Origin of the sequence: Paraburkholderia sp. (genome assembly GCF_026225065.1) — a bacterium.
Taxonomy (GTDB): domain Bacteria; phylum Pseudomonadota; class Gammaproteobacteria; order Burkholderiales; family Burkholderiaceae; genus Paraburkholderia.
In genome coordinates this window covers 16580-37397 of sequence record NZ_JAMFSB010000406.1, presented here as the reverse complement: position 1 = coordinate 37397, position 20818 = coordinate 16580, and the positions used below count along the sequence as shown (strand labels likewise).

Annotated in this window: 22 protein-coding genes and 1 pseudogene; 18 read left to right on the top strand and 5 right to left on the bottom strand. The window is 60.9% G+C overall.

Going from position 1 to position 20818, the window contains the following annotated elements:
- From M0954_RS28240 to M0954_RS28230, 3 genes are all read right to left on the bottom strand, one after another.
- On the bottom strand, positions 1-389 hold a 389-nt coding region (locus M0954_RS28240; protein ID WP_297356769.1), incomplete at its 3' end, for a lysylphosphatidylglycerol synthase domain-containing protein.
- 70 nt (positions 390-459) lie between these two features.
- Complete coding sequence (locus M0954_RS28235; protein WP_297356767.1) at positions 460-1884, bottom strand: inorganic phosphate transporter; 1425 nt, start codon at positions 1882-1884, stop codon at positions 460-462.
- A 193-nt stretch (positions 1885-2077) separates the two neighbouring features.
- The gene (locus M0954_RS28230; RefSeq protein WP_297356765.1) at positions 2078-2593 is read right to left on the bottom strand and encodes an arsenate reductase ArsC; all 516 of its coding nucleotides are present in this window, start codon (positions 2591-2593) and stop codon (positions 2078-2080) included.
- 145 nt (positions 2594-2738) lie between these two features.
- Here M0954_RS28230 and M0954_RS28225 point away from each other — a divergent pair, with 145 nt between their 5' ends.
- The 10 genes and pseudogenes from M0954_RS28225 (at position 2739) to M0954_RS28180 (ending at position 10454) form a co-directional block, all read left to right on the top strand.
- The gene (locus M0954_RS28225; protein ID WP_297356763.1) at positions 2739-2939 is read left to right on the top strand and encodes a hypothetical protein; all 201 of its coding nucleotides are present in this window, start codon (positions 2739-2741) and stop codon (positions 2937-2939) included.
- A gap of 299 nt (positions 2940-3238) precedes the next feature.
- Entirely contained in the window at positions 3239-5623 is a 2385-nt protein-coding gene (locus M0954_RS28220; RefSeq protein ID WP_123388220.1) for an ATP-binding protein, read from the top strand.
- A 49-nt stretch (positions 5624-5672) separates the two neighbouring features.
- On the top strand, positions 5673-6395 hold the full coding sequence (locus M0954_RS28215) for a methyl-accepting chemotaxis protein (RefSeq protein ID WP_122158313.1): 723 nt from the start codon (positions 5673-5675) through the stop codon (positions 6393-6395).
- Positions 6396-6406: 11 nt separating this feature from the next.
- Entirely contained in the window at positions 6407-6946 is a 540-nt protein-coding gene (locus M0954_RS28210; protein ID WP_133893535.1) for a hypothetical protein, read from the top strand.
- A 43-nt stretch (positions 6947-6989) separates the two neighbouring features.
- Positions 6990-7355, top strand: coding sequence for a response regulator (locus M0954_RS28205; protein ID WP_122158314.1), 366 nt, complete (start codon positions 6990-6992; stop codon positions 7353-7355).
- Between the two features lie 134 nt (positions 7356-7489).
- A pseudogene (locus M0954_RS28200) lies at positions 7490-7588 on the top strand (GNAT family N-acetyltransferase); the annotation flags it as partial.
- 46 nt (positions 7589-7634) lie between these two features.
- Positions 7635-8177, top strand: a complete 543-nt coding sequence (locus M0954_RS28195; protein WP_122158315.1) for a PaaI family thioesterase — start codon at positions 7635-7637, stop codon at positions 8175-8177.
- A 105-nt stretch (positions 8178-8282) separates the two neighbouring features.
- On the top strand, positions 8283-9209 hold the full coding sequence (locus tag M0954_RS28190) for an ABC transporter ATP-binding protein (RefSeq protein WP_122158316.1): 927 nt from the start codon (positions 8283-8285) through the stop codon (positions 9207-9209).
- The gene (locus M0954_RS28185; protein WP_122158317.1) at positions 9206-9967 is read left to right on the top strand and encodes an ABC transporter permease; all 762 of its coding nucleotides are present in this window, start codon (positions 9206-9208) and stop codon (positions 9965-9967) included. Before M0954_RS28190 ends, M0954_RS28185 begins: the two co-directional genes overlap by 4 nt.
- Before the next feature lie 178 nt (positions 9968-10145).
- Positions 10146-10454: a hypothetical protein gene (locus tag M0954_RS28180; protein ID WP_122158318.1), complete on the top strand. Its 309-nt coding sequence runs from the start codon at positions 10146-10148 to the stop codon at positions 10452-10454.
- Positions 10455-10484: 30 nt separating this feature from the next.
- Here the strand turns inward: M0954_RS28180 and M0954_RS28175 are convergent, their stop codons facing one another.
- Entirely contained in the window at positions 10485-11360 is an 876-nt protein-coding gene (locus M0954_RS28175; protein ID WP_122158319.1) for an ABC transporter substrate-binding protein, read from the bottom strand.
- A gap of 115 nt (positions 11361-11475) precedes the next feature.
- Here M0954_RS28175 and M0954_RS28170 point away from each other — a divergent pair, with 115 nt between their 5' ends.
- The 5 genes from M0954_RS28170 (at position 11476) to M0954_RS28150 (ending at position 16532) form a co-directional block, all read left to right on the top strand.
- A complete protein-coding gene (locus M0954_RS28170) occupies positions 11476-13650 on the top strand; it encodes an ATP-binding protein (protein WP_297356761.1) in 2175 nt (724 codons plus the stop codon).
- The gene (locus M0954_RS28165; RefSeq protein ID WP_123388219.1) at positions 13647-15275 is read left to right on the top strand and encodes a response regulator; all 1629 of its coding nucleotides are present in this window, start codon (positions 13647-13649) and stop codon (positions 15273-15275) included. The genes M0954_RS28170 and M0954_RS28165 overlap by 4 nt, the downstream gene beginning before the upstream one ends.
- Positions 15272-15904 carry a response regulator transcription factor gene (locus M0954_RS28160; RefSeq protein ID WP_122158322.1) on the top strand — a complete coding sequence of 211 codons (633 nt, stop codon included), beginning with the start codon at positions 15272-15274 and terminating at the stop codon, positions 15902-15904. The genes M0954_RS28165 and M0954_RS28160 overlap by 4 nt, the downstream gene beginning before the upstream one ends.
- A gap of 142 nt (positions 15905-16046) precedes the next feature.
- Positions 16047-16295: a hypothetical protein gene (locus M0954_RS28155; protein ID WP_123388218.1), complete on the top strand. Its 249-nt coding sequence runs from the start codon at positions 16047-16049 to the stop codon at positions 16293-16295.
- 27 nt (positions 16296-16322) lie between these two features.
- Positions 16323-16532 (top strand): hypothetical protein, encoded by a 210-nt coding sequence (locus M0954_RS28150; protein ID WP_122158324.1) that lies wholly within the window; start codon positions 16323-16325, stop codon positions 16530-16532.
- A gap of 33 nt (positions 16533-16565) precedes the next feature.
- Here the strand turns inward: M0954_RS28150 and M0954_RS28145 are convergent, their stop codons facing one another.
- Entirely contained in the window at positions 16566-17531 is a 966-nt protein-coding gene (locus M0954_RS28145; RefSeq protein WP_123388217.1) for a LysR family transcriptional regulator, read from the bottom strand.
- 99 nt (positions 17532-17630) lie between these two features.
- On the opposite strand from M0954_RS28145, the gene M0954_RS28140 reads away from it, so the two are divergent.
- The 3 genes from M0954_RS28140 to M0954_RS28130 all read left to right on the top strand — a co-directional run bounded on the left by M0954_RS28140 (position 17631) and on the right by M0954_RS28130 (position 20804).
- Positions 17631-18713 (top strand): ABC transporter ATP-binding protein, encoded by a 1083-nt coding sequence (locus M0954_RS28140; RefSeq protein ID WP_133893532.1) that lies wholly within the window; start codon positions 17631-17633, stop codon positions 18711-18713.
- A 64-nt stretch (positions 18714-18777) separates the two neighbouring features.
- Positions 18778-19494, top strand: coding sequence for an HAD-IA family hydrolase (locus tag M0954_RS28135; RefSeq protein ID WP_123388215.1), 717 nt, complete (start codon positions 18778-18780; stop codon positions 19492-19494).
- A 44-nt stretch (positions 19495-19538) separates the two neighbouring features.
- Positions 19539-20804 (top strand): FAD-binding oxidoreductase, encoded by a 1266-nt coding sequence (locus M0954_RS28130; protein ID WP_297356771.1) that lies wholly within the window; start codon positions 19539-19541, stop codon positions 20802-20804.
- Positions 20805-20818 lie beyond the last annotated feature (14 nt).

Sequence of the window (20818 nt, the reverse complement as noted above, 5' to 3'; positions counted from 1 at the left end):
GTCAGGTCGAGTGCCTGGTCCGCGCCGACTACCGTGGTGGCGAGTGCCCACGAAGCCCCCGAACGCTGCAGCAGGCCCATGTTCACGCCATAGCCCGCCGCGCCCAGCGGCGAGACGAGGAACGCGAAATCGGTGACGACGGTAATCGTCAGCGTGCGCAGGAAGCGCAACCGCAGGCCAAGTGCGCCTTGCATCAGATGCAGCTTGCCCGCCTTGGCCGCAGCGCTTAGCGCGGCGCTTGCCGCCAGCGCTGCAAAGATCTGCAGGGACACGCTGCGCAAACCGTTCAGCACGTCATGCGCGCCGAGGATGAACGGCGCACCCATTGCGAGTCCCACGCCGAGTACGGCCAGCGTGGTTGCCGCATGACGGATGTGCAGTCGCGTCATGAGTTTCGCCCAGGCCCCCGCCGGGGGCTCGGAGCGTTGCGCGGAACCGGCGCCGCGCGCGTGTTGGTCGTCAGAGGTTGGGGTTCGCAAGGAAGTAGAATAAACATGCGGAAAGCAGGATCGTGACAGGCAAGGTAACCAGCCAGGTGAGTGCGATACGCCATAGCATACCGCCTTGCACACCTTGGCCACCCGCTACCATCGTGCCGGCAATTCCCGACGTAATGATGTGAGTTGTACTGACCGGTAGTCCAGTAAATCCAGCCGTGCCGATCAGCACCGAGCCGACCAGTTCCGCGCTGGCCCCTTGGCCCGGCGTCATATGTTGCCTGCCGAGCCGTTCGCCCAACGTACGTACCACGCGTTTGTAGCCAATCATCGTGCCGACACCCAGGCATAGAGCGCTTAGCACACGGACCCACCATGGCGCATATTGCACCGGCGGCCCCATTTTCTTTAGCAGGTCCGTTGCCTGCGCCTTCTCGTCCTTGCTAGCGCTGTTCTGCTCGCCGACGTGCTTGAGTTCCGAGAGCACATCGTACACGGCTCCGCGCAGTTGTGCCCGCACCGCCACCGTTTGCGGTGAATTCGCGGAATCGTCGTACGTCTTGAGTTCATGCGCCTCGCTGGCCAGTTGCGGACCAGCGTTTTGCAGCAAGGTCGCGGACTTCAGCGCCTGATCCTTGACGTCGTCGCCATAGTGTTGAATCAGCGGAATTGCGGCAGCCGCGTTCTGGCTGAGTTCGGTCATCTGACCTGTGGCCTGCGGGTTGAGCGCATAGGCCGCTGGCAGCAGGCCGATAATCGTCAGCATGATGAGGCCGATGCTTTTCTGACCGTCATTGGTGCCGTGCGAAAAGCTGACCGTGGTGCAGGTGAGAACCAGCAGCCCTCTTAGCCACCAGACCGGTGGCTCGCCTTCCTTCGGCGCTTCGAACAGATGACCGCGCCGCACGACGAGCCGCATGATGGCGTACAGTCCCCCAGCCAGCAGCAGACCCAGTATCGGCGAGATGGCAAGCCCCTTTAGCACGATCACGATCTGCTTCCAGTCCACCCCTTGCGTCATGCTGCGCGCTTTGATCAGCGCGTCGGCCGCTGCGACGCCGATCAGCGCGCCAATGATGCAATGTGAACTGCTGTTGGGTATCGCAAACGCCCACGTCAGGATGTTCCGGAACAGGGCGGCCGCGAAGATCGACACCAGCATAGGGACGGCGGGTGAACCGTCCGGTGGCGTCAACACATCGGGCGGCAGTATTTCGACTAGCGCATAGGCGACAGAAATTCCCCCCACCATCACCCCGATAAAATTCATCAGGCCGGACCAGATCACGGCCTGGCCAGGCTTGAGCGACTGCGTGTAGATGACGGTGGCGACCGCGTTGGAGGAATCGTGGAATCCGTTGGTCGCCTCGAATGCCAGCACCATCACGAGACAGACGACCAGCATGGCGACGACGATGCCGGATGACGGCATGAAGTGAACGAGCATTTGCACTCCCGGAAGCGGGTGGGGGGCAAAGTCGCGGACGTCGGCTGGCTGCTCCGTGAGTGCGAACGTTTCATCCTAGGTTGCCCCGATGAACCTTTTAAGTCAGCGACAGTGCCCTGCTTTGCACCGTGCGACGACTGCGGCAGCACGCGGCATGCCTGCGAAGGGTTCATTTCCGCTTGTGGTTCGGTGCTTATTCGACTGCGATCGAGGGCGGGGCGTGCTCGTCCATCGAATTGACAGCGAGCCGTTGTTCGGATGCTTTCATCGAGTGCAGCGGAAGCGCGACAAACACGCTTATGCGGCGCAGAATCTGCCGGAACACCTGCTCAAAGAGACGCCTTTGCTCGGCGTCGTCGCTGCCTGCTGCGAGCGGGTCGGAAAAATTCCATTCGCAGAAGATCGGCTTGCCGGGAAATGCAGGCGCATGCGCTTCGCCGGCTTCTTCACACATTGCGATCACTACGTCCATCACGGGCGCATCTGCTTTCGTATAGACGTTCCAGCTTTTTGGCCGCACGCGGCCGAGATCGCCCATCGTGGGGCGTAGTTGCGCAAGCGTGAGGGGGTGCACGTCGTCGGCCGGTTCAATGCCGGCGCTAAACGCTTCAAAACGATCGCCGCCGAGCTCGCGAAGCAGCGCTTCGGCCATGACGCTGCGCGCAGAATTCGCGCGGCACAGGAACAACACATTGCATTTCCGGCTCATTGAACTACCCCCGTAATATTCCGGTGACAATCTTTGTTGAGAATTGTGCCGGTGGAGTTTTGCGTACCTATGACAACTAACGCTTGAGGGCCGTTTGAATCACTTTGCCAAATCGATGTCGGTGCATTCACAGATGCATCGAAGCGTGGAAGAACTGTCTTTTGCATTTGTTGTTCTGTTGAACCAGCCGCTTGCGAGACTGGAGGCGGCGAACCGCTTCGAGCGATTGTGGAATGAGACCAACGAAGCTGCGAGCGCGAGTCTCGGTACCGAGCGCGCCGTGAGCTACATCGCGCTGCTAAAAGACATGGATATGCGGTGGCGCCGCCTGAGGGTGCTGAGCTAGATCCTGACGTTGCACACGACGCATGGCATGGAACGCATGGGGTGAAGTATTAACGGCATCAATCAAGAAAACTTTAGGGAAACTCTAAAGAAATTGAGCATATTCAAGATTCGCAATAATTACGTTTTATTGCTCTCTAATTTCTTAGGCGTTTAAATCAGGGCGCTATCTTTAGTCATCGATCTGTCACATGCGGTCTACGATAATCGTGGCGCCCGACAATTCCGACCAACATAACAAGGTCGGGCGGCTCTCATGAAGAGCAAAAATCACACGCTAGACCTCGGGGATTTACACAAATGACTATCCGTCATCGCATCACGCTATTGGTAATTCTGATGTTCGTCGCGCTGTCCGCCATCGGCGGCTATGCGGTCTATCAGACCCGGCACAGCGCTGCCGAGGTCAAGCAGGTCACAGAAGGAGTAGTGCCCAGTGCGCTCGCCTCGGCCGATCTGGTCTCCCAGGTCAAGGACGTGCAGCTCGCCATCATGACACTCGTGTATGCGCCGGACGGTAACGTCGTCGCGCAGGCACAGGACGAACTCGCCAAAAAGAAAGCGACCTTGCAGCAGGCGCTCGCATTGCAGGCGCACGCCGCCGCCAGCCAGGCGCAGAAGGGTCTTGTATCTCAGGCCGCCGACAGCCTCGAGAACTATTTCTCGGCAATCGACGACACCGCCAAGATGAAGGCCGCCGGCAAGAACGAACTGGCGCAAGCGTATCTGTTCGCGAACGTGGCGCAGTATCGCGACGAGCTCGAGGGCATCGTCGAGACGCTGCGTATCGAGAAGAACCGCGAGAAAGACGAGGCCATCACTACGCTGAACGGTACGCTGGCGACGACCACTACCGCCATTGCCATCGTCACCGGTATCGCGATCATCCTGCTGACTTCGATCGGTTCGCTGCTGTACCGCCAGATCACGCGACCGCTGACCCGCATGCAGGAGATGATGAGCGAGATCGCATCGAGCCAGGACTTCACACGCCGCGTGCCGGTGGGCCGCATGGATGAAATCGGTCACTCGATCATGGCGTTCAACGGCATGATCGAGAAGATTCAGGAAAGCTCGCTACAGCTCAAGCAGAAGACCGCGGACATTCAGGCGATGTTGCAGAACATGCAACAGGGCATTCTGACTGTGGTGGAAGGGGCGGTGGTCCACTCCGAGTATTCCGCCTATCTGGAAGCGATCTTCGAGACCAACGACATTGCTGGCCGCAGCCTGATGGACCTGGTGTTCGCCGATACCGACCTCGGCGCGGACGTGTTGTCGCAAGTCGATGCTGCGAGCTTTGCGTGTCTCGGCGAAGATGCGATCAACTTTGCGTTCAACGAACATTTGCTGGTCACTGAGATCTCGAAGCGCATGCCCGACGGCCGTGTGAAGATTCTCGACCTGAACTGGTCGGCCATTACCGACGACAGCGACATGATCGTGCGGCTAATGCTGTGCATTCGTGACGTCACCGAGTTGCGCAAGCTCGCGGCAGAGGCCGGCGAGCAGAGGCGCCAGCTCGAAATGATCGGCGAAATTCTGGCGGTGAGCGAAGAGAAGTTCCACCACTTCATCGAGAGCTCCGCAGGCTTTATCAACGAGAACGAGCGCATCATTCGCCAGCATTCGCAGGCGGACCGCGCAGCGATCTCGGAGTTGTTCCGCAACATGCACACCATCAAGGGCAACGCGCGGACCTACAACCTGCAGCACCTGACCAACATCGTGCACGAGACGGAGCAGCGCTATCACGAACTGCATCACTCGGAAGAGGTGCACGCGGCGTGGGATCAGGAGAGTCTGATGCAGGAACTGGCCCGTGTGCGCGCCGCCGTCGAAAGCTACGCGATGATCAACGAAGTCAGTCTTGGCCGCAAAGGTGTGAGCCGCGGCGAGAGCGCGGAGCGCTTCCTGATGGTCGACATCGCGCATATCCAGGAGAGCCTGCGTTTGCTCGAAGCCGCGAAGGCCGACGATCTGCACGCGCTCCAGTCGATGCGCCAGAACGTGCGTCAGGCTTTGCGCGTGCTCGGCACGGAAAGCGTGGGCGAGGCGCTGTCAGGCGTGCTTGAATCGCTGCCGTCGCTGGCGCAGGAACTGGGCAAGTCAACGCCGCAAGTGCAGATTGACGACAATGGCTACCGTCTGCGCCGTGAAGCGGGTGGCGCGCTGAAGAACGTGTTTATGCACCTGCTGCGCAATTCCGTCGACCATGGCCTCGAAGCTGCCGACGTGCGCACTGCGCAAGGCAAGCCCGCTGCGGGCGCGATCAATATCGAAGTGGGCATGCACGAAGCAACGGTGCAGATCACACTCAGCGACGACGGCCGCGGCCTCGCGCTGCAGCGAATTCGCGGCATGGCGCTCGAGAAGGGCTGGATCGCAGCCGATCTGGCGCTGAGCGACGAGGAACTCGCCGAGATGATCTTCCGTCCAGGCTTCTCGACGGCCGATAAGGTTACCGAAGTATCAGGGCGCGGTGTCGGTATGGACGCTGTGCGCGACTTCCTCAAGCGTGAGCACGGCAGCATTGCCTTGCGCTTCACCGACGACCACAAGGGCGCCGGTTTCCGCCAGTTCCAGACCATCGTGAGCCTGCCGGCGAGCCTTGTTGTCGACACCGCGGGCATCCAGGCACGCGGCGACGCGGACCAGCTGGAACTCGATACGCTGGCCGACTGAGCGGCTGACTCTTGCCCCTCGGCGTAATGGACATTCGGAAGGATTGGCTGTGATTCAACAGGTTCTAGTAGCAGCGCTGGCTGGCAGCGCCGTCACCGCCCTCGTGGCGCTGGCCGCGCACCGGCTCGCGAGCGCCAAAGCGATGCACCGCTTGCGCTCAGAAGCAGATCGTCAGACGGAAACGCTTTCGCAGGCAAGCGCCTCGCAAAGCGAGTTGATCAGCATGCACGAGCAACACATGCAAGAACTCGAAGCCACGCTCGCCGGGTTGCGTGACGAGCTTAAGACGCAGTCGGACAGTGCGGACTCGGTGCGCGCGGAGCTGAAGGCCGTGCTCGACAGCAAGGACCAGTTGGCGCATAAGGCCGCTCAGCTTGCGGCTGAAGCGGCGCGCCTCAAAGGTCTGGCGGGCACGTTCGAGCGCTGGCACGAACAGATGATCTCGCTAATGACGCAGAACCAGGACATGCACACGAAAAACCGCGAGCTGTCTTCGATTGTTCGCCACGTGGTGATCGTTTCGTTGAATGCGTCGATCGAGGCAGCCCGTGCGGGCACGGCAGGCCGTGGCTTCGCGGTCGTGGCAAGCGAGGTGCGGGCACTCGCCGCGCGCTCCGAAGAGCTGTCGAAGAGTTACCGCGACAGTCTGCATAGAAACGACCTCACGACCACGGCGACCTTCCAGGACATCCAGGCAGGCGGCAAGATGATTACCGCGTCGCTCTCGAGCGTCGAGTCGCTGGCTAACCAGTTTCAGGCGACGCTTCACTAGTGGGTATCGACGTGATCAGTACCCATGCAAAGGAAAGCCTCGAACGCATCTTCTTCAGGGCGACCAGATCTCGCCTCACGATGGAGGCGGGCGATATCTGCGAAATCGCGCCAGCGGGTGCGCATGGCGCGCACAGCCCGCCCGATGGCAACCTGGTTATCCTGACGATCTCGGGCATCGCGTTCCGTCTGTTGCTGATTCTTCACTACGATGAAGACGAGCGTACCCAAAACTACTTTCTTGGGGAAGAGTCGGAGCGTCCATTCCTTGAAGTGTTCCTTGAGATCTGCAATCTGTGCTGTGGAGCCGTGAATCAGGAGTTGCTCCAGTACTTTCCGGATCTAGGCATGTCTACCCCTTATGTGCTGAGCGCGCGTTGCATACCGTATCTGGAGGCACTCAAGCCGGAGTTTCTGGCGTCGTATGCCGTGTCGATCAACGATGCTGTTAGCTTGGGTGCGACGATCTGCATGTGCGCGCATGCGCCGATCGATTTTGTCGCCGAAGCGAGCGCGGTCGAAGATACCAGCGGTGAACTTGAACTGTTTTGAAACCGGCCTCGACTTACTTTGATTGATGCCATAGGAAATAGACATGTCGAAAATTCTTGTTGTGGATGACTCGAGCACGGTGCGTGACGAGGTCGCCGGCTTTCTGAAGAAAAATGGCCTTGACGTCGATACGGCAGTGGACGGCAAAGACGGCCTCACCAAGCTCAGAGGCAACCCTGGCATCAGGCTCGTGATCAGCGACGTCAACATGCCGAACATGGACGGCCTGACGATGGTCGAAAAGATCCGCGGCGAACTCGGCAACAGCACGGTCAACGTCATCATGCTGACCACCGAAAGCAGCCCGGCCATGAAGGAACGGGGCAAGGCAGCGGGCGTGAAGGGCTGGATCGTCAAACCGTTCAAGGGCGATGCCGTGCTGGAAACGTTCAGGAAGCTGGCAAGTTGATTGACACCGGGTGTGCAGGGGCGCTTAGCCTATGCACGCCTGGATTGCCGCGGCCGCAATGGCCGCGGATTTGCGTCTCTCATTTCCTGAGAGCGCTTTAATCCCCTCGCCGCGATGGCGGGGTTGCGCCATGCCGTAAGCGAAATTCCGTGCGCTTCAGTATCATTGACACCGAATGGCCGACGGTGCGTGCCAGTCTGGAGCGAAAGATGGCACGCGCGGAGGGCGGCTGAGCGGCGCCAGTCCGCGCAAAACATCAATAAAACACGGAGATTTCCAGTGACATCCGAACAAGTGATCGAGACATGGCTCGCCGAGGAGGCGGAGATTGTGAGCCGGCTGGAAGCGGGTCCAGGTCCTGGACTGGCGAGCCCCGAACAGGTCGCCGGCAAGACCGGGCTGGAATTCCTGCAGGCCATGCTGCGCGGCGAAGTACCCTACGCGGCGATAGCGAAGACCCTGGACTTCACGATTGTGGAAGCCAGTGACGGCCGCTGCGTTTTTCAGGGGGAACCGCGAGCACAGCACCTGAACCCCCTCGGCACGGTTCACGGCGGCTGGGTCGCCACACTGCTCGATTCGGCACTTGGCTGTTCCGTACACACGAAGATGCCGCCTGGCCGGGGCTACACCACGGCCGAACTCAGCGTGAACTACGTCAAGGGACTGACGCCTCGCGTAAAACGTGTGCGCGCAGAGGGCAAAGTGATTCATTGCGGCCGCCAGCTGGCAACCGCGGAGGCGCGCCTGGTCGGGCCCGACGGCACTTTGTATGCGCATGCCACGACGACTTGTCTCGTGTTCGAGATGCCCCAGCGATAACGCGCTTTCCTTTACATTGCGAGAATCATCATCGATTCTGAAACATCTCTCCGGGCTACGGCCCGGCAAACCCAACCGGCAGCTGCGTCCGCCCCCGTATCCTCCATGCAGCCTGTCGTCTCGGTCACGAATCTCTCCAAGACCTACGCGTCCGGTTTCCACGCGCTTAAAAACATCAATCTGTCGATTCGCCGCGGTGAGATCTTCGCGTTGCTGGGTCCGAACGGTGCCGGCAAAACCACGCTGATCAGTATCATTTGCGGCATCGTGAAGGCGTCGGAAGGCTCCGTGGTGGTGGACGGTCATGATATTGGCACTGCTTACCGGGCGGCGCGTTCTCTGATCGGTCTGGTGCCGCAAGAGCTCACTACCGACGCGTTCGAGACGGTCTGGGCCACGGTCTCGTTTAGCCGCGGACTGTTCGGCAAACCGGCGAACCCTGCCTACATCGAGAAAGTGCTCCGGGACCTGTCGCTGTGGGACAAGCGCAACAACAAGATCATCCAGCTTTCGGGCGGCATGAAACGCCGCGTGCTGATCGCCAAAGCGCTTTCGCACGAACCGCGCGTGCTGTTTCTCGACGAACCCACGGCGGGTGTCGACGTCGAGTTGCGGCGCGACATGTGGCAACTGGTGCGCTCGCTGAGCGCTAGCGGTGTGACCATCATTCTCACCACGCACTATATCGACGAAGCTGAAGAAATGGCTGACCGCATCGGCGTGATCAACGCGGGCGAGATCATGCTGGTCGAAGACAAGGCCGAACTGATGCGCAAGCTCGGCAAGAAGCAACTGACACTGCAACTCGAAAGCCCGCTGGAACAGGTGCCGCTGGCGCTCGCGGACTATCGCCTCGCACTCTCCGCGGACGGCAGCGAGTTGATCTATACCTACGATACGGAACGCGAGCAAAACAGCATCATTGCCTTGCTCAAAGCGCTGGAGGACGCAGGCATTCGCTTCAAGGATCTGCAGACGACGCAGAGTTCGCTCGAAGACATCTTCGTCAGTCTGCTCAGAGGTGATCAATGAACATTTACGCAATCCGCGCAATCTACAAGTTCGAAATGGCGCGCACCTGGCGCACTCTGATGCAGAGCATCATCGCGCCGGTGATTTCCACTTCGCTGTATTTCGTCGTATTCGGCGCGGCAATCGGCTCGCGTATCAAGGAAGTGGACGGCATCACTTACGGTGCGTTCATCGTGCCGGGGCTGATCATGTTGTCGCTGTTGTCGCAAAGCATTTCGAATGCGTCGTTTGGGATCTACTTTCCAAGGTTCACGGGAACGATCTACGAGTTGCTGTCGGCGCCGGTCTCGTATCTTGAGATCGTGGTGAGCTATGTCGGTGCGGCTGCGACCAAATCGATTCTATTGGGGCTGATCATTCTCGCCACCGCAGGGCTCTTTGTGCCGCTGCAGGTGCTGCATCCGTTCTGGATGGTGCTGTTCCTGGTGCTCACGGCGGTGACGTTTAGCCTGTTTGGCTTCATCATCGGCATCTGGGCGGACAGTTTCGAGAAGCTGCAGCTCGTGCCGCTGCTGATCATCACGCCGCTGACGTTTCTCGGCGGAAGCTTTTATGCGGTCAACATGTTGCCGCCGTTCTGGAAGGTCGTTACCCTGTTCAATCCGATCGTGTACCTGGTGAGCGGCTTTCGCTGGAGTTTCTACGGTATGGCAGATGTGGACGTCGCGGTAAGTCTCGGTATGACTGCGCTGTTTCTGGCTATTTTTCTGGTTATCATCGCGTGGATCTTCAAGACGGGGTACCGGTTGAAGAGCTGACGGGTTGCTATGCTCCGGTCCGTCGATTCAGCCCTTATCGACCCTGCAACGACACATTAAGGATTTCCTTACCATCGATTCAGCATCCATGTCGGGCATTTTCCACGCTTCCTGACTGCAACGCGTTGACCGCGCGCCTAGCATTGGATATCGAAATCGTTTACCCGGTTGGTGCGTCATGGTTCCCTATCTGTCCGAGCGCGAAAATGCAGTGGAGCAGATCAGTTCGATCTGTATGCATCTGTTCGACACATGGTGTGAGCAGCGAAACGTCACGTCGCTGGCGTATCTGCTGCATTGCTGGCCATTGACCGATAGCGAGCCCGCATCGATTCGCAGGCTCGGTGAGACCTTATGGGAACTGCGGAAAACCCACAGTGAACTGCTGGGTGGCGCGGTTGTGCGGACCTTGCTGAATGTGGCGGATCTGGTGGACGAGGTTCTGTTGCACGCCACGGTGCCGGATACCCTCGCCATGGCCGGCTAATCAGGCTTGCGTCAACAGGCTGGCAGCCGGCTAGCGCAGCGAATTGGGATCGAACCAGAGGTCCTTGCGAGACAACGGAACCCATGCGGGCAAGTACGGATTCTGGAGTTCGATGACCGTACGATCCGGCAGTTTGAGATCGACTAGTTGCCGCGCGAAATGCTGGTTGAAGAACGCGTCGAAGCTGCCGTCTTTTTTCATTTGCTCGAGCCCATCGCGGATGCGGGCGGCGAGGCGCGGCTCTGACTTGCTGACATAAAAGAACTGCGCAAACGGATAGCGGATCAGCAGATGCCGATCTATCGCCAGGCGCGGATACTGAGGGCCATAAGCACGTACTTCCCCCGGGGCCTCCGTGACACCCCGTGGAAACAGGTCGAAACGTCCATGTAAAAGCATCAGAAAAAGCGATTCGTAGGTTTGTGCGGTTCTTACGGGCACATGGTTGTATTCATAGACGCGGAGGTCGCCCCAGTTGCTTCCCTGGCCGACCGACAGCGTGCGGAGTTGCTCGAGCGTCTGAACGGCGTCGATCTTCGACTGGTTATCCGAGTCGATCAGCGCAACGCGGTAGCCGAGCAGCCCCTTGTCGATCGGGAACGGAACGGGAATCATGTCCTCGTCGAATTCCTTGTGTCCAGCATCGCTGATCATGATGTTGATGCGGTCGCCCTTCAGGGCTTCTTCATGCGAACGCGCGACCGAAATGGTTTCGGTGTAGGGCTCTTCGACGTAAGGGCCGTAGGTTGGCGTCGTACGTTTGAGTACTTCCGTAAGGAGTTCGAATGGGTAGGCGTAGCGAACCCGGAATTCATCAGACTTTAGTGGTTTGACGGTATCCAGGGCGAACGCTGGCAGGGCGGTTGCAGCGCAGACAAGCAGCCCCGCCGCGACGCCACGCACCACTGAGAGGGCGCTTCGGCGCCGTGGCGCGCTGCTACCCGGCGCTCTATGGGTAGACCGCGGATCGGCAACGAGTGCAGAATAGGCAAAACGAGAACCAGGGCACTCGCGGGGGAATATGGCTCTCAACACGTTCGGCGCATGGTGGGGTTCGCTCAATCGCTTTCGCCACAGCGTGGTTCTGCGGCTTCTCGCGACGGTATTCCTTTTCAGCTGCGTAGTCACGCTTTTGCTGACTGCGCTGCAACTCTACCGTGATTATGACCGAGGAATCGAACTGGTCCAAAATCGTCTCGCGGACATCGACAGAAGCTACGGCGGCGGCGTCGGCGAGGCGCTCTGGCGGCTCGATCAGCCGCAACTGCAAATCGAGCTGGATGGCATTCTGCGTCTCGAAGATATCTGCGCCGCGGAGGTTGTCGAAGCCGGTGCGAGCGCTGCGCCGATGGTCGTGACGGCGGGGCGGCGCACGGCCGGTCCGTCAATAGCCCGCGAATTTCCGCTGCTCTACCGGGTGCAGGGCAAGGATCAGCGGATCGGCACGCTCTATGTCCAGGCCACGCTGGCTAATCTGTACCACGAACTGACGCATACGGCGCTGCTCATTCTTGTGAGCCAGGCGGCCAATACGTTCCTGGTTTCGTTGTTCGCGATCTACATCCTGTCCCGGCTCGTGACGCGGCATCTTGCTGCGATCGCGAGTGGCGTGGGCGACTACGATTTTCGCGAGACGCCGCAACCGCTTGGCCTGCAGCGGCGGGCACCCAACGCACCGGATGAACTCGACCGCGTGGTGGCGGCTTTCAACGCGATGGGCGCGCGGCTGCATCATGCGTATCTCGAGGAGCGCGCGGCCGTGATGGAGCGCGAGGCGCGCCAGGCCGCCGAGGCGGCGAACCGCGCCAAGGGCGAGTTTCTGGCCAATATGAGCCACGAACTGCGCACGCCGCTGAACGGTATTCTCGGCTACGCCCAGATCCTGCGGCGTGACCCTGCGCTCGGCGAGCGGCAGCTCGAAGGTGTTGCGGTGATCCAGCGCAGTGGCGAACACCTGTTGACGCTGATCGACGACACGCTCGACTTCGCAAAGATCGAAGCCGGCAAATTGCGTGTCCAGATCGGCGACGTGCCGTTGGGGGGGCTGGTTGACGTGCTGCGCGAGATCATCAGTGTGAAAGCGGAGCAAAAGGGTCTGGATTTCATCTGCGAAATCGCTGTCGATGCGCCTGCCGGCGTGCGCGCAGACGGACAACGCCTGCGCCAGGTGCTGCTCAATCTGCTCGCGAATGCCGTCAAATTCACCGACCATGGCAGCGTGAGTCTGCATATCATGAGGGCTGAGTCGGGGGCGGTGCGCTTTGAGGTACGGGACACGGGTGTCGGCATGCTCGCTGAGCAGTTGGAGACGATTTTCGAGCCCTTTGAACAGGTCGGCGGTCACGAGCGGCGAATTGGCGGCACGGGGCTGGGTCTTGCGATTAGCCGCCAGTTCTTGCGTGCGATGGGCGCAGAGATCCACGTCGAAAGCCGGCTTGGAGAAGGCAGCGTATTCTGGTTCGAGCTTGCGGCGGCGCTTGCGTTGCTGGACGTCCCGGTGATTGCGCCGCCCGCGCGGGATGCGACGGGTTACGACGGTCCGCGCAAGAAGGTGCTGGTGATCGACGACGTGCCGGTCAATCGGGCGGTTGTCGTTGCGTTGCTCGAGCGGCTCGGCTTCGACACCGTCGAAGCAGCGACCGGTCGTGAAGGGCTTGCACAGGCGCAACACGAGCGGCCGTCCCTGGTTGTTACAGATATCGTGATGTCCGACATGGACGGCCTCGAAGTGACGCAGCGGTTGCGCCAGTCGCCGGGCATTGCGGATGTGCCGATCATCGCGATGTCCGCGAGTCCGTCCGGCACTGACGAGAAACGGAGCCTCGATGCCGGCGTGAATGCCTTTCTTCCGAAGCCAGTCGATTTCGACCGGCTGCTTGCGAAGATCGCGGCGTTGCTCGGCCTGGAGTGGACGTATGCAGCAGTGCCGGCGACGGCAACCGCCACCGCCGTGCAACAGGGCGTGTCGTTGTCCGAAGCGAGTCTTGCAGTGCCACCTCAGGAAATGAACGAGTTGCACCGCCTCGCCCGTCACGGGGACATGAGGGAAATTTCGCTCTGGAGCGAGCGCGTCGCGGCACTCGACGCACGCTATGTCCCGTTCGCGGAGCAGGTGCGTCTACTGGCGAAGGGCTACCAGTCGAAGGCGATTCTTGAGTTGGTCGAACAAAATATTGCGCAAAGGCCGGCACCATGAGCGACGCAACGGGCCAATTCAGCGAGCAGCCCACTATCCTCATCGCCGACGATACGCCTGCCAATCTGGGCGTCGTCGTCGACAGTCTGACTGAACGCGGCTTTCGCGTCCTTGTCGCGCTCGACGGCGCGGAGGCGCTCGAGCGCGCGCAGTTTTCGCAACCTGATCTGATTCTGCTCGACGTCAAGATGCCCGGCATCGACGGCTTCGAAACCTGCCGGCGTCTGAAGCTGGACGATCGCACGCGCGATATTGCGGTGATCTTCATGACCTCGCGTACCGGCAGCGAGGATATGGTCGAAGGATTTTCCGCGGGCGGGGTCGATTACCTGACCAAGCCCGTGCACGTCGAGGAAATGATCGCGCGCGTCAGCACACATCTCGCACTGCGAACGATGCACAAGCAACTGGTGGTGCAGAACCGGCAACTGCTCGCCGAGGTGTCGGTGCGCCAGCAGGCCGAGGCGGCGTTATCGCGTGCGCGCGACCAACTGGAGGGGCGCGTCGCGCTGCGCACCGCCGAACTGGCGCGGGCGAACCAGAGCCTGCTGGCGCAGATCGAGGAGCGCAGACGCGCCGAGGCGAAACTGCTGTCGAGCGAGGCGCGTTTTCGTGCGATTGTCGAGACGAGCCCGGTGCCGTTATGCATTACCTCGATGCCGGGTGGGCAGCTTCTCTATACGAACGGGCCGTTCCAGGAACTGTTCGGACTCGACCTGCTCAACGACGCCGCGAATATCGTGGACTTTTACGCCGATCCGCTGGAGCGCGACAGCCTGGTCGACCATTTGCAGCGTGAGGGGAGTTTTCATAACAGCGAGATTCAGTTCACGCGGCCGGAGGGCTCCGTATTCTGGGCGATGGCGACGGCCCGCGTGGCGACCTATAACGAGGCGCCCGCCATTTACGTCGGCCTGAACGACATCACGGAGCGCAAGCGCATCGAACAGGCGCTGCTCGAATCGCGAGAGCAGCTACGCGAGCTGTCGGCCTACATGGAAGCGATTCGCGAAGAAGAAAGAAAGCGCATCGCGATGGAGATTCACGACGAATTGGGGCAGCTCCTCACGGCGTTGAAAATGGATGTTTCGCTGCTCAAGATGCGCCTCGCCGGCGACTCGGATGCGGCAAAAAAGGCCGACGACATGCGCGAACTGGTTGAAACGACCATCTGGATGGTGCGCAATGTGGCGAGCCATCTGCGGCCCGCGGCACTCAATTTCGGCATCGTTTCCGCACTCGAATGGCTGGTTGAAGATTTCAGCCGGCGTAACAACATTCCCTGCCAGTTTCGCATCAACGGCAGCGAGCCTGTGCTTCCGGATGCTCATGCAACGGCAGTATTTCGCATTGTTCAGGCTTCGCTCACGAATGTTGCGCGCCATGCCCGCGCCACCAGAGCGGACGTCACGCTAACGCGCTCCGCGAGCGGGCTCGATCTACACGTGAGCGACGACGGTTGCGGCTTCGATCAGGACGAAGCGCGCAAAGGCGATTCTTACGGTCTGCTTGGTATGCGCGAACGCGCCCGCCTGATTGGCGCCTCGCTGCTGATCGACAGCTCACCCGGTACAGGCACCTCAGTTTCGATTCACATTCCGCTAGACGAAGAACCTCACACATGATCAAGATACTTATTGCAGACGACCACGCTATCGTGCGCGGCGGATTGAAGCAGATCATCGCGACGACCGCCGACATCGTCGTGAGCGGAGAGGCGGCACAAGGCTCCGAAGTCGTCGACAAGCTGCGCACGTGCGAGATCGACCTGTTGCTGCTCGACATGACGATGCCGGGCATCAGTGGCGTCGACCTGATCCGGCGCGTCCGCGCCGAGCAGCCGTCGTTGCCGGTGCTGGTGCTGAGCATCCACAACGAAGCCCAGGTGGTGTCGCGTGCCTTGCGAGCGGGCGCGACCGGTTATGTAACGAAGGACAGCGATCCCGAGGTCTTGCTTACCGCGATCCGCAAACTGGCGAGCGGTGGCCGCTTTATCGACCCGAAGCTGGTTGACGCGATCATCTTCGAGACGCATTCGGGCGATGCGCCGCCGCACGAAATTCTGTCCGACCGTGAATTCCAGGTGCTGCAGATGCTGGCGTCGGGCAAAAGCATCAACGACATCGCCGAGGGCCTCGCGCTTAGCGCGAAAACCATCAGTACTCACAAGATGCGTCTCATGCAAAAGCTTGGTCTCGCGAACAACGCCGAGCTGATCCGTTATGCGATCCGGCACGGGCTAGCCGCCGAATAGCCAGCGCGCATTAAATGTCTAAGGATTGTTAGGGAAATCCTGAGTGGAGAATCAGCCGATCCGGCGTCCAACATCCGCCACTCCCGATACAGGTGCATTTCCGTAGACCCTACGATGCTTTCATGGGCACCTCGGAGGGGCTATGAGTACTGCGGAAAAGTCGTTGCGCTTGCTGGTCGAGAAGTGGCTTGGCGCGGCCAGCGCCCAACCGCTCCGCGTATTGATGACACAACGTTCGCAATCCGGCCGCATCTGCCGGGTGTGCATCGAAGCGAACTGCCCGAGTGGTCCAGTCACCCTGTTTTTCTTCCGCCATGACGACGGCAACTGGCATGTCTTTCCGCCAGCGAATCGCCAGCCTGCGATGAGCGTTGGCCGGTTAGCCGCCTGATGGCATGACCAAGGGGAAGGAGAGATCATGGCTTACGACGAATATATTGGACCGCCACAGTATGTGGTCGACCTGCGCGCGTGGATCACTGCGTGGTACGAACATGCGGTCAAGGTCGGCTTTATCCGGCCGCCGTTCACACTCGACGAAACGGTTGCGGACCGGCTTGAAGGGTATTTCAAGGTCGGCCTCACACCGGTCGAAGGCGCGGATGTGATTTTCGGCGTAATGCATTGAGCTTGCCGTCAGCGGCGCGCGTCGGCGCTGCCGCTAAAGCGCTTTACCATTGAGCAGCGTGGTTGCGAGGCACAGATCGGGGTAGGCCGCGTCGACGCGAATCATGTCGGCGTGCACTTCCTCGATGATCCAGTCGCGCAGCGCAGCCACCACGGGGCGCAACGGACGGCTCGCCGGCCACACCAGACAGCAGCGCCGGTCCGTCACGATCAGTTCTTTCTCAGCCGGGATCAGCGCGCCGTCGGCCAGCCAGTGCGACAGCACGTTCAACCAGCCCAGCGCGACTCCCTGGCCCAGCAAGGCGGCCTGCACCACGATCGCATAGTCGGAAAAGCTCAGCATGGTCGCGGCCCTGCGCTGATGCTCGGCGAACGCGGCGAAACGCTCCTGCCAGCCGCGCTCGCCGTCATCCATGTTGATCACGGTGTCGTCGTGCGGACTGCCGGCGTCCAGCAACAGTTGCTCGTGATAGCGGCGATTGCATACGGGTAGCAGGACTTCCGGCATCACAAGAGCCGAGTGCTCGTCGATTTCTTCGTCGGTCCTGAAGCGCATGCCGAGGTCGACGTCGACAAGCGGGCCGCCGATGCGCCCTGAAATCAGCTGGAAACGCAGATCGACGCCCGGAAAGGCCTGATTCAGGCGGTTCATGCGCGGCATCAGCCAATGCGTGGTGAAAGCGGTCGAAACCGAGAGGGTTACCGTTTCGATGCCGGTTGCCCTTGCCTCGATTTCGCGGATTGCCGATTCGATCCCGCCAAACCCCTCCGAAATCTTCCGATACAGGATCTTGCCGTTCTCGGTCAGTTCGATGCCGCCGCGCACGCGCTCGAACAGTTGCACCCCCAGGTGGTCTTCCATACGCGCGAGCATGCGGCTCACGGCCGGCTGGCTGACATAGAGCTCTTCGGCGGCGCGCGTGAAGTTGCCGCACCGCGCCGCGGCCTCGAACACGAACAGGGCGTTGGCGCTGGGGAGTTTGCGGCGGAGATTGGGCATGACGTGATGTTATGCCTGATCCAACAATTTGGGAATTGCTGACGAAATAACAGCCACGTATATTTTTCTAACCGATGGTCCTGTGGACGGGAAACAAGTATGGACGCAAGAGCGAAAGCAGATGTGTCGATCCGTTCGGCAGCGCGGCGCTACGGTCCGGTGGTCGCGCTCGACGACGTGTCCATCGACATCGCGCCGGGCGAATTCGTTTCGCTGCTCGGGCCGTCCGGGTCGGGCAAGACCACGTTGCTCGGCATTCTGGGTGGCTTCGTGCAGCCGAGTTCTGGCTCGGTATGGGTGGGTGGCCGTGATATTACATTTGCGCCGCCTCATAAACGCGACATTGGCATCGTGTTTCAGAACTACGCGCTGTTTCCGCATATGACGGTCGGCGAAAACGTCGCTTATCCGCTGCGCGCGCGGCGCCAGCCGAAGTCGGGCTGGGCGAAAAAAGTATCGGATGCGCTCGCAATGGTCGAACTGAGCGGCTACGAAGGCCGGCGCATTGCTCAGCTATCGGGTGGCCAGCGTCAACGCGTCGCGCTCGCCCGCGCCATGGTGTTCGAGCCCCAACTGATCCTGATGGACGAGCCGCTCTCTGCGCTCGACAAGCAACTGCGCGAAACCATGCAGATCGAACTGCGCCGCCTGCACAGAAAGCTCGGTGCGACGATCGTCTATGTGACGCACGATCAGCGCGAGGCGCTGACGATGAGCGACCGCGTTGCCGTGTTGCGCAACGGGCGCCTCGTGCAGGTCGACACGCCGGAGCATCTGTACGACCGGCCGCGCGATGCCTTCGTGGCGAGCTTTATCGGCGAAGCGACGTTGTTGAGCGTGACGCGTGCTGGCGCCGATGCGGTGCTGCTCGGGGCGACCGTGCTGCGCACAGCGCATCCGTTGCCGCATGCCGAGGCTTTGCTGCTGGCGGTGCAGACGGAGAAACTGCGTATCCACGACGGCCACGATGATAACGGCGCGCAGCTCAACCAGCTGCGCTGCCGCGTGACCGAGGTGCTGTACCAGGGCGAAAGTCTGCGCGTCTTTGCGACGCTGCCGGATGGTACGGCAATCAGCTTGCGCCAGCCGGGCAGTTACCACGCCCGGCTGCAGATTCCCGCGCCCGGCATGGAGATGACCGTGGTGCTCGACCCGCAGGACACCATAGTCGTGCCGGCCTGATCCATGTACCCGGATTGCCGGGCTCTCTCATCCAGGGTTCACATAAAACTGAAGAGGAATACGAATGAAAAAGCTGACCGATTTCAAGGTGCTGACGTTCGACGTCGTCGGCACGCTGATCAACTTTGAAAAGGGCGTGCTGGAATCGATCCGGCGGCTCGGCGGCGAAGCGGCCCGCACCTTGACCGACGACCAGATCTTTGAACCGTACATCCGCGGCCGCGCGACGTATCCGGGCCGCTCTAGCCACGCCATGGCGAGCGTCTATCAGTCGTTGGCGACTGAACTGGGCCTGCCCACCGATGCGCAGACGGCCGCTGCTTTTCAGCGCGACGTGCTCGACTGGCCCGCGTTTGACGATTCGGTGGCAGCGTTGCAGCGCCTGCGCCGCCATTTCCGGCTGGTGGCGATGACCAATGCCGATCGCGTGGCATTGTCGGCGTATGCGCACACGCTCGGCGATCCGTTCGACGACAGCGTTACCGCCGACGAAACAGGCGTTGCGAAGCCGGACCCGCAGTTTTTCGCCTACAACCGCGGACGTCAGTCCGCCTTCGGCTACAAGTTCGGCGACATCCTGCACGTTGCGCAAAGCCAGTACCACGACATCGGTGTGGCTCGCGAGCTCGGGTATACGGTGTGCTGGATCGAGCGCCGTCAGGGGCTGCAAGGGTTCGGCGCGACGCCGATACCCGAGCGCGTGACCACGCCTGATTTCAGGTTCGCGACGCTCAAAGCGCTTGCCGACGCGGTCGAGGCCGAGGAGCAGGTCGCCGCATGAAGCAGCCTGCCGCCCGGCAGTCCGCTGCCTCGCTGTGGTCCGCGATGGGTGGCACGACGGCGCCCGTTAGCACCGGAGCGCCGTTGGCCCGCGATCTGGTGGCCGAGGTGGCGGTGATCGGTGCCGGCTACTCGGGTCTTTGTGCCGCGTATGCATTGCAAAAACGCGGCGTGGAGACAGTGGTGCTCGATGCCAATCCGGTCGGTTGGGGCGCTAGTGGCCGTAACGGCGGCGTGGTGTCGTCCAAATTCCGCCTCTCGTTTCCGACCATCGCGCGGTTGCATGGGCTCGACACGGCGCGCACGATGCATCGCCTCGCGCACGAAGGGGTGCGGGTGGTCGAGTCGCTGGTCGACGAATTCAAGCTTGAAGACGCGCATTTTCAGCACACTGGCAGCTTGCGTTGCGCGCATACGGAGCGCGCTTTCGCAACGATTCGTGCCGAAGCGGACTGGGTGCGACAGGCGCTCGGCGATACGTCGATGTCCGTGCAATCGCGTGCCGAAGTGGCGCGCGAGACCGGGTCAAGTGCTTTCGTTGGCGGCGTATTGAGCGCGGACGCCGGCACGGTCTTGCCGCTGCGCTACGTGCAGGGTATCGCCGCCGGCTTGACGGTTCGCAAAGTCCCGATCTACGAGTCGAGTCCGGTGATCGGCATGCAGCACGACGGCGAGGGCGTACTGTTGCGCCTGCCAGGCGGCACGGTGCGGGCCAAACAGGTGATTGTCGCGACGAACGCGTATTCCAGTCTGACGCCAGCCACCGGGGCTTATCAGCGCACGCTCGTGCCGTTTCGCAGCGCCATCATCGCAACCGAGCGTTTACCCGCCGAACTCGATGCACGTCTGATGGTGGAACAGCGCAGCTACACCGAAACGCGGCGCATGATGAAGTGGTTCCGCAAGGCGGATGGCCGGATGGTGTTCGGTGGACGCGATGCGTTCGGCAAGGAAGGACAACTGACCGGTTTTGATGCGTTGCAGCGCGCAATGGTCGCGCTGTTTCCGGATCTTGCCGGCGTGAAGGTTGAGTACCGCTGGTCGGGTTACGTCGGCATGACCTTCGATCAATTGCCGCATATCGGGCGCAGCGATGCTGTCACGACATTTTGTCTGGGGTACAACGGAGCAGGTGTGGCGATGGCCAGCCTGCTCGGTCAGCAGGCGGCGGCGCTCGTGCTCGGCGACAAGCCGGAATTGTCGCTGCTCGCAACGAACGGTCTGCAACCGGTGCCCTTTCATGCGCTGCGCTCACCGGGCGTGCGGATGGTTGCGGCGTGGTATCAGTTTCTCGATGCGATAGGTGCGTGATGCCGGCTCAGCGC

Excerpts from the sequence above, each read along its gene's own strand:
- M0954_RS28235 (WP_297356767.1), bottom strand. The coding sequence starts at position 1,884 with ATGCTCGTTCACTTCATGCCGTCATCCGGCATCGTCGTCGCCATGCTG.
- M0954_RS28230 (WP_297356765.1), bottom strand. The coding sequence starts at position 2,593 with ATGAGCCGGAAATGCAATGTGTTGTTCCTGTGCCGCGCGAATTCTGCG.
- M0954_RS28220 (WP_123388220.1), top strand. The coding sequence starts at position 3,239 with ATGACTATCCGTCATCGCATCACGCTATTGGTAATTCTGATGTTCGTC.
- M0954_RS28205 (WP_122158314.1), top strand. The coding sequence starts at position 6,990 with ATGTCGAAAATTCTTGTTGTGGATGACTCGAGCACGGTGCGTGACGAG.
- M0954_RS28190 (WP_122158316.1), top strand. The coding sequence starts at position 8,283 with ATGCAGCCTGTCGTCTCGGTCACGAATCTCTCCAAGACCTACGCGTCC.
- M0954_RS28185 (WP_122158317.1), top strand. The coding sequence starts at position 9,206 with ATGAACATTTACGCAATCCGCGCAATCTACAAGTTCGAAATGGCGCGC.
- M0954_RS28180 (WP_122158318.1), top strand. The coding sequence starts at position 10,146 with ATGGTTCCCTATCTGTCCGAGCGCGAAAATGCAGTGGAGCAGATCAGT.
- M0954_RS28170 (WP_297356761.1), top strand. The coding sequence starts at position 11,476 with ATGGCTCTCAACACGTTCGGCGCATGGTGGGGTTCGCTCAATCGCTTT.
- M0954_RS28165 (WP_123388219.1), top strand. The coding sequence starts at position 13,647 with ATGAGCGACGCAACGGGCCAATTCAGCGAGCAGCCCACTATCCTCATC.
- M0954_RS28160 (WP_122158322.1), top strand. The coding sequence starts at position 15,272 with ATGATCAAGATACTTATTGCAGACGACCACGCTATCGTGCGCGGCGGA.
- M0954_RS28155 (WP_123388218.1), top strand. The coding sequence starts at position 16,047 with ATGAGTACTGCGGAAAAGTCGTTGCGCTTGCTGGTCGAGAAGTGGCTT.
- M0954_RS28150 (WP_122158324.1), top strand. The coding sequence starts at position 16,323 with ATGGCTTACGACGAATATATTGGACCGCCACAGTATGTGGTCGACCTG.
- M0954_RS28145 (WP_123388217.1), bottom strand. The coding sequence starts at position 17,531 with ATGCCCAATCTCCGCCGCAAACTCCCCAGCGCCAACGCCCTGTTCGTG.
- M0954_RS28140 (WP_133893532.1), top strand. The coding sequence starts at position 17,631 with ATGGACGCAAGAGCGAAAGCAGATGTGTCGATCCGTTCGGCAGCGCGG.
- M0954_RS28135 (WP_123388215.1), top strand. The coding sequence starts at position 18,778 with ATGAAAAAGCTGACCGATTTCAAGGTGCTGACGTTCGACGTCGTCGGC.
- M0954_RS28130 (WP_297356771.1), top strand. The coding sequence starts at position 19,539 with ATGGGTGGCACGACGGCGCCCGTTAGCACCGGAGCGCCGTTGGCCCGC.